Here is a 12,899-nt window from a genome sequence, read left to right as displayed (position 1 = left end):
AAAACCCACAAGGATTAACGCTCTGTGACTCACAGTAGGTGTGAAAAAATTTCTGTTAAACATATACTTCGTAAGGATCATAATTAGTTAGTCCATGTCTGCTAAGGGTTGTGCGGTCAGCTGTTCGATTTCAGCTTGGAACTGATGGGCTGCTGTGGCAGCCTCAATGACATCACGCTTCGCCTGAAGCATGTTCTCCCTGACAGTCAGTAAATCTAAATAGCTATATAGCCCACGTTGATAGCCGCTTCGGGTTTGTTTCAAACTTTCCATCAACTTAGGGATAATTACCTGTTGCAATTTATTAATACTTTCAACCGCCTGTTTTCGTCCCAGGTAGGCACGGTAAAGCTGAGAATGAAGCTGTAATAGGAGGTCTTGCCGCTGATAAGTTATTTCATTACGTGCAGCCAATGCCGCTTCAATATTGCCTTCAGCCCGCTGGCGGCTAAACAGAGGTATAGAAACTCCAGCCACGAATGCTGTTGCATCCAACCCTTCGTCTCGACGAATACCGACAGACCAGGTCAAATCGGCCACCTGTTCGGTTCTAGCAAGACGTACCTGAGCATCACGAACACGGGTTTCCGTAGCAAAAAATTCAATTTTCGGATTTTGTTGGACTTGTTCGAACAGCGTGTCAAATGGAACAGCAGAATCTAATTCGTAGAGTGAGCCCGACACTGACTTAAAGTCTGGCTGATAACTGCCCCATAGATTGACTAGTAGCATTTTATTGGTTTCTAACTGGCGTCGTTCAGCCGACAAAGTTAACTTTGCTTGTTCGACTGCAGCCTCAGCACGCCACATATCAGCTTTTGGAGCTACAGCCGAGTTAACCCGTTTCTTAACCTCAGTCAGGGTAGTTTGAGCTAATTCCAGTCCAACCTCTGCTAATTGAACACGTTCTTGGCTATTGAGCGTTAAAACATAACGTCGGGTTACCTCACCTAATAGGTCTAAGGCTTTTATTTGGCGTTCAACCCTGACAACTTCAGTCTGTTGCTCAACAAGGTCAACCCGAGACCGCCTCTTATCACCCAGCTCCAATACAGATGACAATGTGACACTGGTTTCGAGTGATTTGACACCACTAAGCTCCCCAGTCCCTGCCAAGTTTTCAATGTCAGCACCTACAACATAGGCGGGCCGGAGGTTAGCTGTTTTTTTCTGTCCTTCCAGCTTTTGCTCACGCAATGGGAAAACTTGCAAAGCTGGATGTTGTTCAAGCGTCTGCTGCATTGCCTGGCTTAAACTCAAACTAGTAGTTTGTTGCGAAGTTTCAGCCTGCACCACAGCGGGTATGAATGCAGCAATAAAGATCGTCAAACATACTCTTAGGGTGTGCATACATGAAGGCACACATACGGATTGTATATTCATGAGAAAAATCCCAGTTATCTGTTAATGCACGGACTCTAGTGAGCCCGGAGAGCGATAAACAGACTAGGATTTTGGAGGACGGAACATACTGACTGGGTGTTTAGCTATGGAAGTCAGTAATTGTATGGAGTAAAACTCGTCAGGAATGGGGTACACATCAATGTCATTAAAGTCTTGAATCGCAATGAAGTGAGTACAGTGGCAGTGCATGCAGTAAGCGCAGCCATCTGCACTCAACGATTCATGAGCGCTCTCATGCAACTCTTCATTCAGCTCTAGAACACTTGTGGTGATGTGCTGGTCTTGTGAAGGATCTGAAATCACATTATGGATGTCAGCCGCAACGATGCCTGACTGCATAGCAATCATGAAAATTAGCATGTTGATAAATGATTTAGCTGACATTACTGATTAATTGATGTGTTTGTTGATATTCAGAACAAATAAAGCATAGATAAGTTTCCTGCTTTATTCAAGGCAGTCCACTAAGAACCTGATGTGTACTTCTGTCGACTCATATCGGACATTAAGGTAATCCGCTTTATCGCGTCATCTAGTTCTAATTGATAATCAACCAAATACGGATTTGGGTTTCGTAGCATTGAGAGCAGAGTAAGTTACACAAAGCCCTAGTGCTCACTTTTCTCATGAAGAGAGGCAAGGATGCCACAGTCCTCAATCTCCCGACCATCTGCACAGCAAGACATCAATGATGTCAATTGTTTCTCCAGTGTCTGCAGTGAAGTTATTCGTGCCTGAACCTCGGCTATGTGTCCATTGATGAGAGTATTTATTACTTCACATGACTCATGCGGAGCACTCTTTAGTTTAAGGAGTGCGCGAATGTCTGTTAGTGAAAGCTCCAGCATTCGACAACGACGAATAAAAGACAATTGTTCAACATGAATATCCGTATAGGTTCGATAACCATTAGCCTGACGAGCAGGCATAGTTAGCAACCCTTGATATTCGTAAAAACGAATTGTCTGGGCGTCAAGACCTGATAGCTTAGTTATTTCGCCTATATGCATATTCACCTCTGTCACTAATTTCTCACTATTGACCTTATAGTAACTTGATAGTTTTTAATCTCTGTTGGTAACAATAATTAAGTGAGAAATACTCATGGAAAAATATGAACAGAACTCATGTGGTTGCAATGCGAATCAAAACATAAAGACTGAGATGTCAGATGTAGAAGTTAAGCTTGGCATATCGATGAGTATTTATTCCATTCCAAAAATGGATTGTCCATCAGAGGAGAGGCTAATCAAATTAGCTTTCAGTGATCTTGCACAAGTCCATGGACTCGCCTTCGACCTATCTCTGCGTCAACTAAAGGTCTTGCACGAAGGACCTAATGATCCTATCAGCGCCAAGCTCAACGGTTTGAAACTTGGAGCAACTCTTCAAGAAACGTTACCAGCAGATCCTGAGCTCATTAAAGACGGTAATGATAAGGCATCAGCACAAGAGTCAATTACCCTGTACTGGCTACTTGGCATAAATGCCATCCTGTTTCTGGTGGAGTTCTTTTCAGGTCTGGTAGCCCAATCAACAGGCCTGATTGGAGAGTCACTGGACAACTTTGCCGATGCCGCAGTGTATGGCCTGGCGCTTTATGCGATTGGGCATGGCGCAAAAATGCAATTACGTGCAGCGCACGTAGCGGGTCTGCTCCAGTTAGTTATGGCTTTTGGTCTAATTTCCGAAGTTGTTAGGCGCTTTATATTCGGAAGTGAGCCCGAATCGATGTTAATGATGCTCGTCGCATTCATCGCGTTAATTGCTAACACATCTTGTTTATTGCTTATATCAAGACACAGAGAAAGTGGTGCACATATGAAAGCAAGCTGGATATTCTCTGCAAATGATGTGCTCATTAATATGGGTGTCATCACTGCCGGAGCCTTGGTCATCTGGACAGGCTCGAATTATCCAGATTTGATTATTGGTAGTATCGCCGGTGTTCTCGTTTTGTATGGTGCTAAACGCATTCTATCAATCAGAATATAGTCTAGAGCCTATGGAGGGCTTGTTACCCTTGTGTAGAAGGTTGCAATGCTATGACGGCCATCCCAATTAGCGCAATACTGGCACCAGTAATATCCCAACGGCTCAAAGAAATGCCATCTACGAAATGAAGCCAGGCTAGTGCTACAGCGATGTACATACCTCCGTATGCTGCATAAGTGCGACCAGCTGCAGTCGGGTGCAGTGTCAATAACCATGCAAATACACCGAGAGAAATAGCAGCCGGTAGAAGGAGCCACAGCGGCTTGTCTTGTCTGATGATAAGCCACGGTAGATAACAGCCTACGATTTCTGCAATTGCAGTAACTGCAAACAATGCGGCTACTTTCACTAACTCCAAGGCTAATACTCCTGTGAGATTGCCATTTAATGGCAGCGCACCTTACACACATTGACACAACAATAGTGGGCTATAAATCATTGCCTATCTTGACATAGCTCTAAAATAACGCGCCGTGTAATCCTGATGCGTCTTAGGATTAACTATATAACAATAAGTATATGAACGTTTATATAGGTTTTATTAACTATATGCCTTTATTATCAATTATCTTATGGTCGTTATTTCCACATAGGCATCTGTTTTTTATATAGTTATAAAGCTTTATTACTATAGTCCCTACAAAGCCAGAATGAGTAATCATTCTGGCTTTTTTTTTGCTTAAAGAGATGAAAATTTATATTGAATGTCTTACCTGTTAATAACTGACTACTCAGAAGTAGACAACAGAATAGCGTTTGACCCAAAGTTTCGAGTTACTAAAGAGAACTTCCAGTCACTGCTGTTTATGACTCGGTTCAAACCCGAGGAACAAGAGCTCGCCAAGTGCCAAATCGAGAGAAAAGAAAATAACTGCAATCATCGCTTCATGAAAGGCTACTTAGTCCTTACTAAAAATGGAAAAGAAGCCCTGATTGGTGGTACCTGTGGCGATAAATATTTCCAGCTCAATGAACAGTACAACATCGATAAAAACTGGTTAGAACGAGAAATTGAAATTTCTAGCAGGATTGAGCAGATCACAAAAACGCTTGATCAAAAATATCTCTCTCACTTAAACAAGCTTAGTGAGCAGCTGAACATACAGCGTAGAGAAATTTTTCAGTTAAAAACTCTACTCCCAAGCTCTGTCAGAAAAGAACTACAAAACATGGAGAAGAGCAAAAATCCAAGTGTCTACATCGAAATACAATATTCCGAGATTAGCGATGATGGTAAGAGAGTTCAAAAATGGGTCTCAGATAAAATTGGCTCCATCAATGGAACTCATATTTGGCTCTATGAAGAAAATATTGGGACCTATTTTCAATTGCTTCATAACTTGGAAGAAACAGTTCCTGAAATACAGCCAACTAGTAATACGCAATTAAAAGTTCTTCGAGGCTGGTGCAGAACGCTCGAGAGTATTCATGAGATTGACACTGCTGTTCAAAAAATATCTAAATCTTTATATGACTTTCTAAAGTACGAAAACTTAGCTCTTGTCACTTTCCTGACAAAAAGTAGAGCTGAGAGGGAAATGATTTCAAAGATGATCTGTTCATATGTATCAGACAATGACATTTCAAATGACCCTGAGTTGTTATTGAATAATATCGATAAACGTATTAGACAAAATTACGATAACAGGAACTTTAGGATCATTTGATTTAGCATAGTTGATTAGCTAGATATAATGTTTGCGTCAAAGTTAAGTAAATAAGCAAACCATATGGATATTGAATTGCTCTCAGTAATAGTAGGTGCTGTACTTGGTGCTGTAATTTCTTCAGTAAGTTACATCCTCAAGGCAAACAGTTACAAAGCGGAGAAAATTAATCGCACGCTGTTTCACTTGTTGGAAATATGGTCCTTGATTGGAATAACGAAGACACTCCAAGGAGAAGATTTCCACAACACACTTGTCGATCAGTTAAGAAAAGCGTTCCCTGGCGAAAAAATTAGTACAGATGAAGTTAATAAACTAAAAGATGGGCTTCATGATGCTGCATTGGTCGTTCACGCGAATAAACCTATTAGTTCGGAATATCTAGAAAAGTATCTTGACTCCATAAATGATCTAGCTCCAATCCTTCCTTTACATGCTTACCAATTAGGAAAAAACAAGTCATTGATAAAGTTTCTCGAAGGTATTGATGATATGTTCGGAGAAGAAGTCAGTGACTCTGATCAAGTTGTCATATCAAGAATGAAAAATTTTCTGTACAACGATGCTTTTGATGAATTTGAAAAAGACTTAAAACTACTCGCAAAAAAGACTGGGGTTTGCAACAGTCGTAAGATAATTACTTTCCTTGATAACCGAAAGAGTGTGCTCAAGCACTCACAAGAAACTCAAATTAGAGATTACCTCATTACAGTTATAGGGCCTCTAATTCAAGAACATTACGACTCTCTGGGAATCCCAAACCCGAACACACAAAGTCATTCAGGAAAGCCGTAAATTTGAAAAATTAGCAAATGGATCAAAAAAGGGGGGGGCCGACACGATTGATTCTATTTAGCCCCAAGCTTCAGTTATGAGTAGTCTTATTTCTTCTTATGACGCATTGCTCCTTGGATAGCACAGTAAATCTGGTAAAGAATATATGGGGCTATACCCAATATCACAGCTTCTGTACCCGTCAGTTTTTCACCAGCCAGAACAAGAATAATAACCAGTAAGAACCCTACAATACCGAGCTTGAGAAGCTTGAGTGCTTCTTTCTTATACACCTTCTGCATTTGGCTTCCTTATTTATTCATTCCAATAACTTGGACGACTGAAGTCATTATCAGGCTTAATCTACTCCTTTGTTGGCAAATCTAGCAAAGAGCAAAGGTTTGCCACAACCCGTGAGTCATGGTGATCAAATATTCACGATCATTATCAGCAATGACTGAATAGTCTGAATGGTGTCACAAAGTTGATTGATTCACACCCAGTCATCATGAACTCACCGTATAGTTTGCTATCTGAATAAATTGTTTTTAATGAAATCAGGAATAGCAATGTGGCTGAAAACCGGCTTGGCTTTATCTCTGCTGCTGATGAGTCATTTGGCTTTTGCACGCGATTACATTGATGCTCACCTGCATTACGTCGACTTTTTCCAGGAAACAGATGGCATGCCCGCCTTAATTGAGGCGATGGATGAGAGCGATATCAGCCAGGCTGTGATCATGGGGATTCCCGTCTCCAAGGTCTGGCATGAAAATGAGCCTAAAAAACCGCGCTATTATGCGGGTGACGATGCGCCCATTTACTGGTATAGCGCTACTGACTTTGAGTTACATGCGGCGATCGAATCGCTTAGCCCCGAACAACAAAACCGCTTTATTCCTTTCTTATCCGGTTTTAATCCTGAAGATAAAAACTCAGTGAATCATATACGCCGTGCATTGGAGTTGAACCCGGGATTCTGGCAAGGAATTGGCGAGGTCTTCACTCGTCATGATGATCTGACTGCCCTGATAGAAGGCAGTGCCCCCAGAGCCAACAGTGAAGCGATGATGAAGGTCTATAAACTGGCTGATGAGTTTGACCTCCCCGTCCTGCTGCACAGTAATATCACCTCTAAGCGTGAACGAAACCCTTTATATCTTGAAGAACTGGAAGAGGCGTTGAGTAAAAACCCGGCGGTGAAATTTATCTGGGCACACGCCGGCACCAGTAAAGCGTTACACCGACACCAGGATAAGCTCGAATTCCTTTACCCCTTGCTGAAAGACCTAATGGGTAAGTACGACAACCTCTATATCGACTTATCGTGGACCATGCTTGAACCCTACATTTTAGATAATGAAGGTAAGCCGCGGCCCAAGTGGCTGGCCCTGCTTGAGGATTATCCAACGCGGTTTGTGATTGGTAGTGATGTAGTCGGGAGTTTTGATAACGTCGGTAAAATCATGCATGGCTTTGATCCGGTGCTGGATGCCCTACCCGCTGAAGTGGCTCAGGCGATCGCTCACGATAACCTACTGAGTTTACTGCCTGAACAGTCAAAAGATTGATAGAAAAGGCACCGTCAGTGCTTGATTATCTATGAAAACTGATGCTGATCACGTACCCTACTTCCCCTGAAATCATATCGACCGGCGATATGAGATAAGTCAGGAAAATCAATGAAACAAATCACCGTAGATAGCAATCCAACCGAAGAACAACTGAAAAAGCTCGGCGTTAATCACTGGCCGACATGGCAGAAAGAGGTCTCCGTTTTCCCCTGGAGTTTTATCACTACTGAATATGCCTACATCCTTGAAGGCGAATGTGTGATGACCCCGGAAGATGGCAGCCCTGCAGTCACATTCAAAGCGGGTGATTTTGTGATTTTCCCTAATGGTTTCAAAGGCACCTGGGAAGTCAAAAAGCCATTCAAAAAACGCTTTAAACATGCCAACGGCAATGTCGTTAAATGCTTGCTGAGCCGGGTGAAAATTTTGATTAACCGCGTAAAGGCTGTCTTTGGCTAAGCCTGACCTGATGTTCAACTAAAACATACGAGAGACAAACATGAGCGAAAACGCCCCTGCTGAAAAAACATTCCAAGAACGTTGTGATGAGTTTATTGCTGTGGCTAATCAGCAAAACGCAGCAACCGATGTGGACAACGTCAATGCTGCCATCCTCTTTTCTGCTGCACGTTTTAACGTGTTCAGTAACGTTCGCCAGTTTGATGATGTGGAAAAGCTGAAACAAGAAAAGCAAAACATGGTTGATTACTTCTCTCAGCGTTACAGAGAGATGATGGAGCAAAACCTCGAAGAGTATATCGAGCGTTTTGATGACTACAACCAGAACTAAGCTGACACCTGTTATCAGCTCAAAGAAAAGCCGACATCAAGTCGGCTTTTTTGTATCTGCATGGATGCCAACATGACCTAGGATCATCTCAATCTGATGGTGTGGGATTGATATCTTTCCAGCGTCACCAGTAAGCAGCCAGATTGGTGGCGTGATTGTGACCCTGAAAGATTATTTCTTTTTGCGTCTTGTTGTCCGTTGGATAGCGCAGTAAACCTGGTACAGAATGTAAGGTGCAATCCCCAGAATCACGGCTTCCGTACCCGTCAGTTTTTCCCCGGCCAAAACAAGAATAATGATCAGCAGAAAGCCGACACTGGCGAGCTTGAGCAGCTTGATCGACTCTTTTGCTAAAAGCTTTTGCATGTTGCGTCCTTTTCTGACAATCCAACTACGCTGGGACATTTGGCATCATCACAACGCACAATCTACTCCTTTATTTGCAGCATGATCAACTGACATGTGTACCCTGACCAGCACCCTTCCCTACTAGTCTTTCAGCCCATCAGCTGAATCGTTTGGCCGCGCTCAGGAACATTGCATCGCTTGCTGACGTCACCACGGTATAGGTCATTCAATGACTATTTATTGATGATGACTTCGTATCTGTGATGCAAAAAGTATCTGACAAATAAAGGAGGAACGAACTTGCCTCATACACTTAAAAACAAAACACCTCATATCCTGGTGGCCTCGATGATGCTGGGCGGAATGCCTGCGATGGCACACGCCAACGCCGCTGCGCCCGAACTCAGCCAGACCGAGGTTATGTCTGATCTGGTGAATCCTTGGGACATCGCCTTTTTTGATGATGGTGCCATGTTGGTTACCGAGAAATGCCATGGCCTGTCAGTACGCAAGCCCGATGGTAGCGTCAACAAGCTTTTAGGCATGAAAGACACTGAGGGTTATGCCACCACGGCTAACGATCTTTTCTGCCAGGGTCAGGCTGGGATGAACGGCGTGGAAATCGACCCGAACTTTGAAGAGAATCGTTTTATCTATGTGTATTCCGCGTCAGATAAAACACCGCCGGCCACTAACCGGGTGCTGCGTCTGAAACTGAATAAAGATTTCACCAAAGTGTCTGAGCGCACTGATATTGTGGCGGATATTCCATTTAAACCGAAACCGACGGATCACCCTTTTGGTGAAGCCGGTGCCCACAATGGTGGCCGCATCCAGTTTGGACCGGACAACACCTTCCTTTATGTCACGACGGGTGATAACCATAACAGCCGGATTCCACAGGATCCGCAATCGCTGGGCGGTAAAGTGCTGCGTATTGATCGTAATGGCCAGGCCGCGCCGGAAAATGGCCTCTCCGACGATTATGATCCAAGGATATTTACCTATGGTCATCGTAACGTTCAGGGCCTGACATTCCATCCGGAAACTGGTCAGCCCGTCGTCACCGAGCATGGTCCATGGCACTCGGACGAGGTCAATATGCTGGTCGCCGGTGGCAACAGTGGCTGGGACCCTAAGCCTAATATGGCGGGTCGTGGCGACTGCCCGGATGACTATTGCGGCTACATGCCCAACCAGAAAGAAGGTATGGATCCGGATAAACGATCTGAATATATGCCCATTACCGATATCAACACCTATCCGGATGCGATTAACCCGGCCTGGCAGAATAACCAGCTTTCCCAGGGGATCAGCACCGCTGAATTCCTGAACGGTGAGCAATGGGGTCAGTGGGAAGGTCGCCTCGCTGTTGGTTTCATGGGTATAGGCTTTGGCGGTACCCCGGTCGGTAACCGGATTAATCTGCTGGACATCGCTGACGATGGTCAGAGTGTGAATGATGTCAGCGAGATGGTTCTACCGAAAGAATCCGGTCGCTTCCGTGCCATTGATCAGGGACCTGATGGTGACCTCTACGCGGTCATGGGAGAAGGTGTGATCCATCGCATCAGCCCTGAATAAGCGATAAATCGCACTGCACGGAAGCAGTGCATTCATCGTATCTGAAAACAGCATAAATGAAGAACCCGGCTCCTGGCCGGGTTTTTTATGATTGCTGAGTTGGGTTTAGTCTTGCGGCAGGAAAGTTTCTGCGTCAGTTTATGGTGCGCATCTTTCGGCAACCCAGACTGAAAAATTCATCGACGGGCTTAAAGCTGAGAACGGTCTGCCTGTCGTTCTTGTAGCTGAGTGCCTTTTTATCCATGGATACATCGGTATAGATGATGGTTGGATCCGGCCCAAGGCGTTTGGTGCCGTTATAATCCTGATAGCTTTCAGGCGTGTGAATAAGCGAATTCTGATTCAGCTCCCATGTACCCGTTTCTTTTTCCAGCCATGATAGCTGGGTGCCGTTACAGGTCACTGATATTGACTGATAGGTTTGGTCTTCCATCCGCTTAACCAAAGTCTTAGTGGTTTCATTATTTGTAGCATAGTCAATCGCATACCATGTCCCCAGCATTTGTTCGTTGGTCGGCTGTGCAACAGCGACCTGAAGCCAGGTCAGCAATGCAATAACGGCTGTAATTTTGAGATAACGCATTTTCCTCACCTTTGCTGTTATTCAGTCTGATGTCACCAGGGCCGATTTTCGCGTCAGGCAAAAAAACCGGGGAACCAAAATTGGAATACCCCGGTTTTCTCAAGTGCGGATTAATGATTTCGTTGCTGCTCAATGATTTTATCCAGCACGCGAATCATTTTCTGTTCCGCACCTGTTAACGCCTGTTTGACGTTGGCAGCATCATGACTGACCACATTGGGCTGATGCCCTTCCAGCCGGGCTTCGATAAGACAGCGAATATCATCACCGCCACCACGCTTGTCACTGTTTCGGTCGCTTAAGTGAACTTCCAGCCTAGTCACATGCTCATCGAAGCGTTTGAGCCGTTGCTGGAGTTCCTCTCGAATGGACTCCGCCAAAGTCTCTGCGCTGGAAATATTGTGGTCAGTATTTACCTGTATCTGCATAACATCTCCGTTTGGTTTTTGTTTCAGTCAAATCGAAATAATAAGCTCAATTTTCTATTTTAATCACTATTAAAATCTAAGCGGGTACATAAGCGTATTCAATACGAATGCCTTCAGGGTCACGGAAAAACACCGCGTAATAACCGGGCACATAATCATATTCCTGTGGCGCATCCACGATCTCGCAGCCCAGGGCTTTCATTTGTTCGTAGAGGCTGTCGACGTCATCACGCGAGCCAGCGTGAAATGCGAAATGATGTAAACCGACGTTATAGTCTTTGAAGGTGTTGGACTGGTTCTCGGTGAAGGCTTCCCAAACCGAGAACATGAAATCATCGCCGGCGAAAATAATCACCTGACCGTCATCTCGCCGATGTGGTGCGCCCTGGTTTTCGATGAGGGGTTTGGCACCCAGCGCTTTGGCGAGTGCATGGTAAAACGGTGCTGACTTGTTCCAGTCGTTAACCGTAATACCGATATGGTGAATACCTTTTGCTGCCATAAACTTTCCTTTTTTGTTTCTGGGTTGTCTCTGCTGTGACAGCTATGGCAAGGATTAATTCAGCCTGTCTTTCGTGCTTCGACAGTCAGTGCCAGTCGGAAAATAGCCAGCCCCGACAAACTCAGCACCAGCCCCACCCAGACAGGTGCGGTCCAGCCCAGTTGCTGACTGATCACAAAGCCGCCTAAAAATGCACCCAATGCATTAGCGATGTTGAATGCCGAATGATTGAGCGAGGCTGCCAGGGCCTGTGCCTCCCCTGCGACATCGATAAGCCGGATCTGCAACACGCCCGCCAGACCGGTCACGGTAAAGCCAATCAGAAACAAGGCTGCGATGGCACTGTATACCTGCGTCATACTCAGTGCGGCAATAATGAAAGCAAAAGACGAACTGACTAACACCGCGACGATAGTTTTATTCAGGTGCTTGTCGGCTAACCAGCCTGCCACCAGGCCGCCAATCACCATACCGCTACCGAACACAGCCAAGGCAACAGGCACCACTTTGATACTGGCGCCGGTGTATTCGGTCAATATCGGCGAAGCATAGCTGTAAACCGAAAACATGCCGCCAAAGCCAATGGCACCGATAGCCAGGGTCAGCCACATATTGATGTTTTTAAAGCCCGCCATTTCCTTACGGATACTGGCCGAAGCATGCGGTTTGATGCGCGGCACGCAAAAGCTGATAGCCAAGATGGTAATCAGAGCAATCATCGCCGAAAACTCAAACCCGGCGCGCCAGCCAAATGTTTGCCCCAGCCAGGTGGCAAACGGCACACCAACCACATTGGCAATGGTCAGCCCCATCATCACCTGTGCAATCGCGGTAGCCCGACGATGCTGCCCAGCCAGATCAGCCGCCACTAACGACGCAATCCCAAAATAAGCGCCATGCGGCAAACCGGCAATAAAGCGGCTCAATAGCATGGTTTCCGGGCTGTTAGCCAAAGCGGTAAAGGCATTAGCGACCCCATAAAACAGCATTAAACCCAGTAACAGACTTTTACGCGGTAACTTGGCCCCCAGAATCGCCAGTACCGGCGCGCCGACCGTCACACCCAATGCATAAGCGGTAATGAAATGCCCGGCTGAGGGAATCGATACCGATAAATCTGCGGCGATTTCCTGAATCAGGCCCATCGCCACAAATTCCGTGGTGCCAATACAAAAACCGCCGATTGCAAGGGCAAAGATAACCAGGGGCAGCGAATATGAGGGTACGGAGTAGGTTGAAGTCATGGGCTC

The 12,899-nt window shown here is 45.1% G+C and carries 17 protein-coding genes; 7 read left to right on the top strand and 10 right to left on the bottom strand.

Going from position 1 to position 12,899, the window contains the following annotated elements:
* Positions 1 to 87: 87 nt before the first annotated feature.
* The 3 genes from Q0X64_RS07465 to cadR all read right to left on the bottom strand — a co-directional run bounded on the left by Q0X64_RS07465 (position 88) and on the right by cadR (position 2,414).
* Positions 88 to 1,383: a TolC family protein gene (locus tag Q0X64_RS07465; protein WP_297810745.1), complete on the bottom strand. Its 1,296-nt coding sequence runs from the start codon at positions 1,381 to 1,383 to the stop codon at positions 88 to 90.
* Between the two features lie 63 nt (positions 1,384 to 1,446).
* Positions 1,447 to 1,788, bottom strand: a complete 342-nt coding sequence (locus tag Q0X64_RS07460; protein ID WP_297810742.1) for a hypothetical protein — start codon at positions 1,786 to 1,788, stop codon at positions 1,447 to 1,449.
* Between the two features lie 224 nt (positions 1,789 to 2,012).
* Positions 2,013 to 2,414, bottom strand: coding sequence for a Cd(II)/Pb(II)-responsive transcriptional regulator (gene cadR, locus Q0X64_RS07455; RefSeq protein ID WP_297812153.1), 402 nt, complete (start codon positions 2,412 to 2,414; stop codon positions 2,013 to 2,015).
* A gap of 154 nt (positions 2,415 to 2,568) precedes the next feature.
* Here cadR and Q0X64_RS07450 point away from each other — a divergent pair, with 154 nt between their 5' ends.
* Positions 2,569 to 3,399, top strand: coding sequence for a cation transporter (locus tag Q0X64_RS07450; protein WP_366517510.1), 831 nt, complete (start codon positions 2,569 to 2,571; stop codon positions 3,397 to 3,399).
* A gap of 22 nt (positions 3,400 to 3,421) precedes the next feature.
* Here Q0X64_RS07450 and Q0X64_RS07445 read toward each other — a convergent pair whose 3' ends face one another.
* Positions 3,422 to 3,757: a YnfA family protein gene (locus Q0X64_RS07445; protein WP_297810739.1), complete on the bottom strand. Its 336-nt coding sequence runs from the start codon at positions 3,755 to 3,757 to the stop codon at positions 3,422 to 3,424.
* A 529-nt stretch (positions 3,758 to 4,286) separates the two neighbouring features.
* On the opposite strand from Q0X64_RS07445, the gene Q0X64_RS07440 reads away from it, so the two are divergent.
* Both Q0X64_RS07440 and Q0X64_RS07435 read left to right on the top strand, forming a co-directional pair.
* Positions 4,287 to 5,066, top strand: coding sequence for a hypothetical protein (locus Q0X64_RS07440; RefSeq protein ID WP_297810735.1), 780 nt, complete (start codon positions 4,287 to 4,289; stop codon positions 5,064 to 5,066).
* A gap of 63 nt (positions 5,067 to 5,129) precedes the next feature.
* On the top strand, positions 5,130 to 5,861 hold the full coding sequence (locus Q0X64_RS07435; RefSeq protein WP_297810732.1) for a hypothetical protein: 732 nt from the start codon (positions 5,130 to 5,132) through the stop codon (positions 5,859 to 5,861).
* 86 nt (positions 5,862 to 5,947) lie between these two features.
* On the opposite strand, the gene Q0X64_RS07430 is transcribed toward Q0X64_RS07435, so the two are convergent.
* Positions 5,948 to 6,142 carry a hypothetical protein gene (locus tag Q0X64_RS07430; protein WP_297810729.1) on the bottom strand — a complete coding sequence of 65 codons (195 nt, stop codon included), beginning with the start codon at positions 6,140 to 6,142 and terminating at the stop codon, positions 5,948 to 5,950.
* A gap of 267 nt (positions 6,143 to 6,409) precedes the next feature.
* Here Q0X64_RS07430 and Q0X64_RS07425 point away from each other — a divergent pair, with 267 nt between their 5' ends.
* The 3 genes from Q0X64_RS07425 (at position 6,410) to Q0X64_RS07415 (ending at position 8,204) form a co-directional block, all read left to right on the top strand.
* Positions 6,410 to 7,411, top strand: a complete 1,002-nt coding sequence (locus tag Q0X64_RS07425) for an amidohydrolase family protein (RefSeq protein WP_297810726.1) — start codon at positions 6,410 to 6,412, stop codon at positions 7,409 to 7,411.
* A 111-nt stretch (positions 7,412 to 7,522) separates the two neighbouring features.
* Positions 7,523 to 7,873: a cupin domain-containing protein gene (locus tag Q0X64_RS07420; RefSeq protein WP_297810723.1), complete on the top strand. Its 351-nt coding sequence runs from the start codon at positions 7,523 to 7,525 to the stop codon at positions 7,871 to 7,873.
* Positions 7,874 to 7,913: 40 nt separating this feature from the next.
* On the top strand, positions 7,914 to 8,204 hold the full coding sequence (locus Q0X64_RS07415) for a DUF3144 domain-containing protein (RefSeq protein ID WP_297810720.1): 291 nt from the start codon (positions 7,914 to 7,916) through the stop codon (positions 8,202 to 8,204).
* A 171-nt stretch (positions 8,205 to 8,375) separates the two neighbouring features.
* Here the strand turns inward: Q0X64_RS07415 and Q0X64_RS07410 are convergent, their stop codons facing one another.
* On the bottom strand, positions 8,376 to 8,570 hold the full coding sequence (locus Q0X64_RS07410; protein ID WP_297810717.1) for a hypothetical protein: 195 nt from the start codon (positions 8,568 to 8,570) through the stop codon (positions 8,376 to 8,378).
* Positions 8,571 to 8,852: 282 nt separating this feature from the next.
* On the opposite strand from Q0X64_RS07410, the gene Q0X64_RS07405 reads away from it, so the two are divergent.
* Positions 8,853 to 10,136: a PQQ-dependent sugar dehydrogenase gene (locus Q0X64_RS07405; RefSeq protein WP_297810713.1), complete on the top strand. Its 1,284-nt coding sequence runs from the start codon at positions 8,853 to 8,855 to the stop codon at positions 10,134 to 10,136.
* 133 nt (positions 10,137 to 10,269) lie between these two features.
* Here the strand turns inward: Q0X64_RS07405 and Q0X64_RS07400 are convergent, their stop codons facing one another.
* From Q0X64_RS07400 to Q0X64_RS07385, 4 genes are all read right to left on the bottom strand, one after another.
* Positions 10,270 to 10,719 carry a hypothetical protein gene (locus tag Q0X64_RS07400; RefSeq protein WP_297810710.1) on the bottom strand — a complete coding sequence of 150 codons (450 nt, stop codon included), beginning with the start codon at positions 10,717 to 10,719 and terminating at the stop codon, positions 10,270 to 10,272.
* Between the two features lie 110 nt (positions 10,720 to 10,829).
* Positions 10,830 to 11,147: an HPF/RaiA family ribosome-associated protein gene (locus Q0X64_RS07395; RefSeq protein ID WP_297810707.1), complete on the bottom strand. Its 318-nt coding sequence runs from the start codon at positions 11,145 to 11,147 to the stop codon at positions 10,830 to 10,832.
* Positions 11,148 to 11,223: 76 nt separating this feature from the next.
* On the bottom strand, positions 11,224 to 11,649 hold the full coding sequence (locus Q0X64_RS07390) for a VOC family protein (protein WP_297810704.1): 426 nt from the start codon (positions 11,647 to 11,649) through the stop codon (positions 11,224 to 11,226).
* Positions 11,650 to 11,708: 59 nt separating this feature from the next.
* Entirely contained in the window at positions 11,709 to 12,893 is a 1,185-nt protein-coding gene (locus Q0X64_RS07385; RefSeq protein WP_297810701.1) for an MFS transporter, read from the bottom strand.
* Positions 12,894 to 12,899 lie beyond the last annotated feature (6 nt).

This window comes from uncultured Methylophaga sp., assembly GCF_947259025.1.
Lineage (GTDB): Bacteria > Pseudomonadota > Gammaproteobacteria > Nitrosococcales > Methylophagaceae > Methylophaga.
The sequence above is the reverse complement of the archived record's forward strand: the minus strand, read 5'-3'. Positions and strand labels throughout refer to the sequence as shown.

Coding starts and splice junctions, on each gene's coding strand:
- Q0X64_RS07465 (WP_297810745.1), bottom strand. CDS start 1,383: ATGAATATACAATCCGTATGTGTGCCTTCATGTATGCACACCCTAAGA.
- Q0X64_RS07460 (WP_297810742.1), bottom strand. CDS start 1,788: ATGTCAGCTAAATCATTTATCAACATGCTAATTTTCATGATTGCTATG.
- cadR (WP_297812153.1), bottom strand. CDS start 2,414: ATGCATATAGGCGAAATAACTAAGCTATCAGGTCTTGACGCCCAGACA.
- Q0X64_RS07450 (WP_366517510.1), top strand. CDS start 2,569: ATGTCAGATGTAGAAGTTAAGCTTGGCATATCGATGAGTATTTATTCC.
- Q0X64_RS07440 (WP_297810735.1), top strand. CDS start 4,287: ATGAAAGGCTACTTAGTCCTTACTAAAAATGGAAAAGAAGCCCTGATT.
- Q0X64_RS07435 (WP_297810732.1), top strand. CDS start 5,130: ATGGATATTGAATTGCTCTCAGTAATAGTAGGTGCTGTACTTGGTGCT.
- Q0X64_RS07430 (WP_297810729.1), bottom strand. CDS start 6,142: ATGCAGAAGGTGTATAAGAAAGAAGCACTCAAGCTTCTCAAGCTCGGT.
- Q0X64_RS07425 (WP_297810726.1), top strand. CDS start 6,410: ATGTGGCTGAAAACCGGCTTGGCTTTATCTCTGCTGCTGATGAGTCAT.
- Q0X64_RS07420 (WP_297810723.1), top strand. CDS start 7,523: ATGAAACAAATCACCGTAGATAGCAATCCAACCGAAGAACAACTGAAA.
- Q0X64_RS07415 (WP_297810720.1), top strand. CDS start 7,914: ATGAGCGAAAACGCCCCTGCTGAAAAAACATTCCAAGAACGTTGTGAT.
- Q0X64_RS07410 (WP_297810717.1), bottom strand. CDS start 8,570: ATGCAAAAGCTTTTAGCAAAAGAGTCGATCAAGCTGCTCAAGCTCGCC.
- Q0X64_RS07400 (WP_297810710.1), bottom strand. CDS start 10,719: ATGCGTTATCTCAAAATTACAGCCGTTATTGCATTGCTGACCTGGCTT.
- Q0X64_RS07395 (WP_297810707.1), bottom strand. CDS start 11,147: ATGCAGATACAGGTAAATACTGACCACAATATTTCCAGCGCAGAGACT.
- Q0X64_RS07390 (WP_297810704.1), bottom strand. CDS start 11,649: ATGGCAGCAAAAGGTATTCACCATATCGGTATTACGGTTAACGACTGG.
- Q0X64_RS07385 (WP_297810701.1), bottom strand. CDS start 12,893: ATGACTTCAACCTACTCCGTACCCTCATATTCGCTGCCCCTGGTTATC.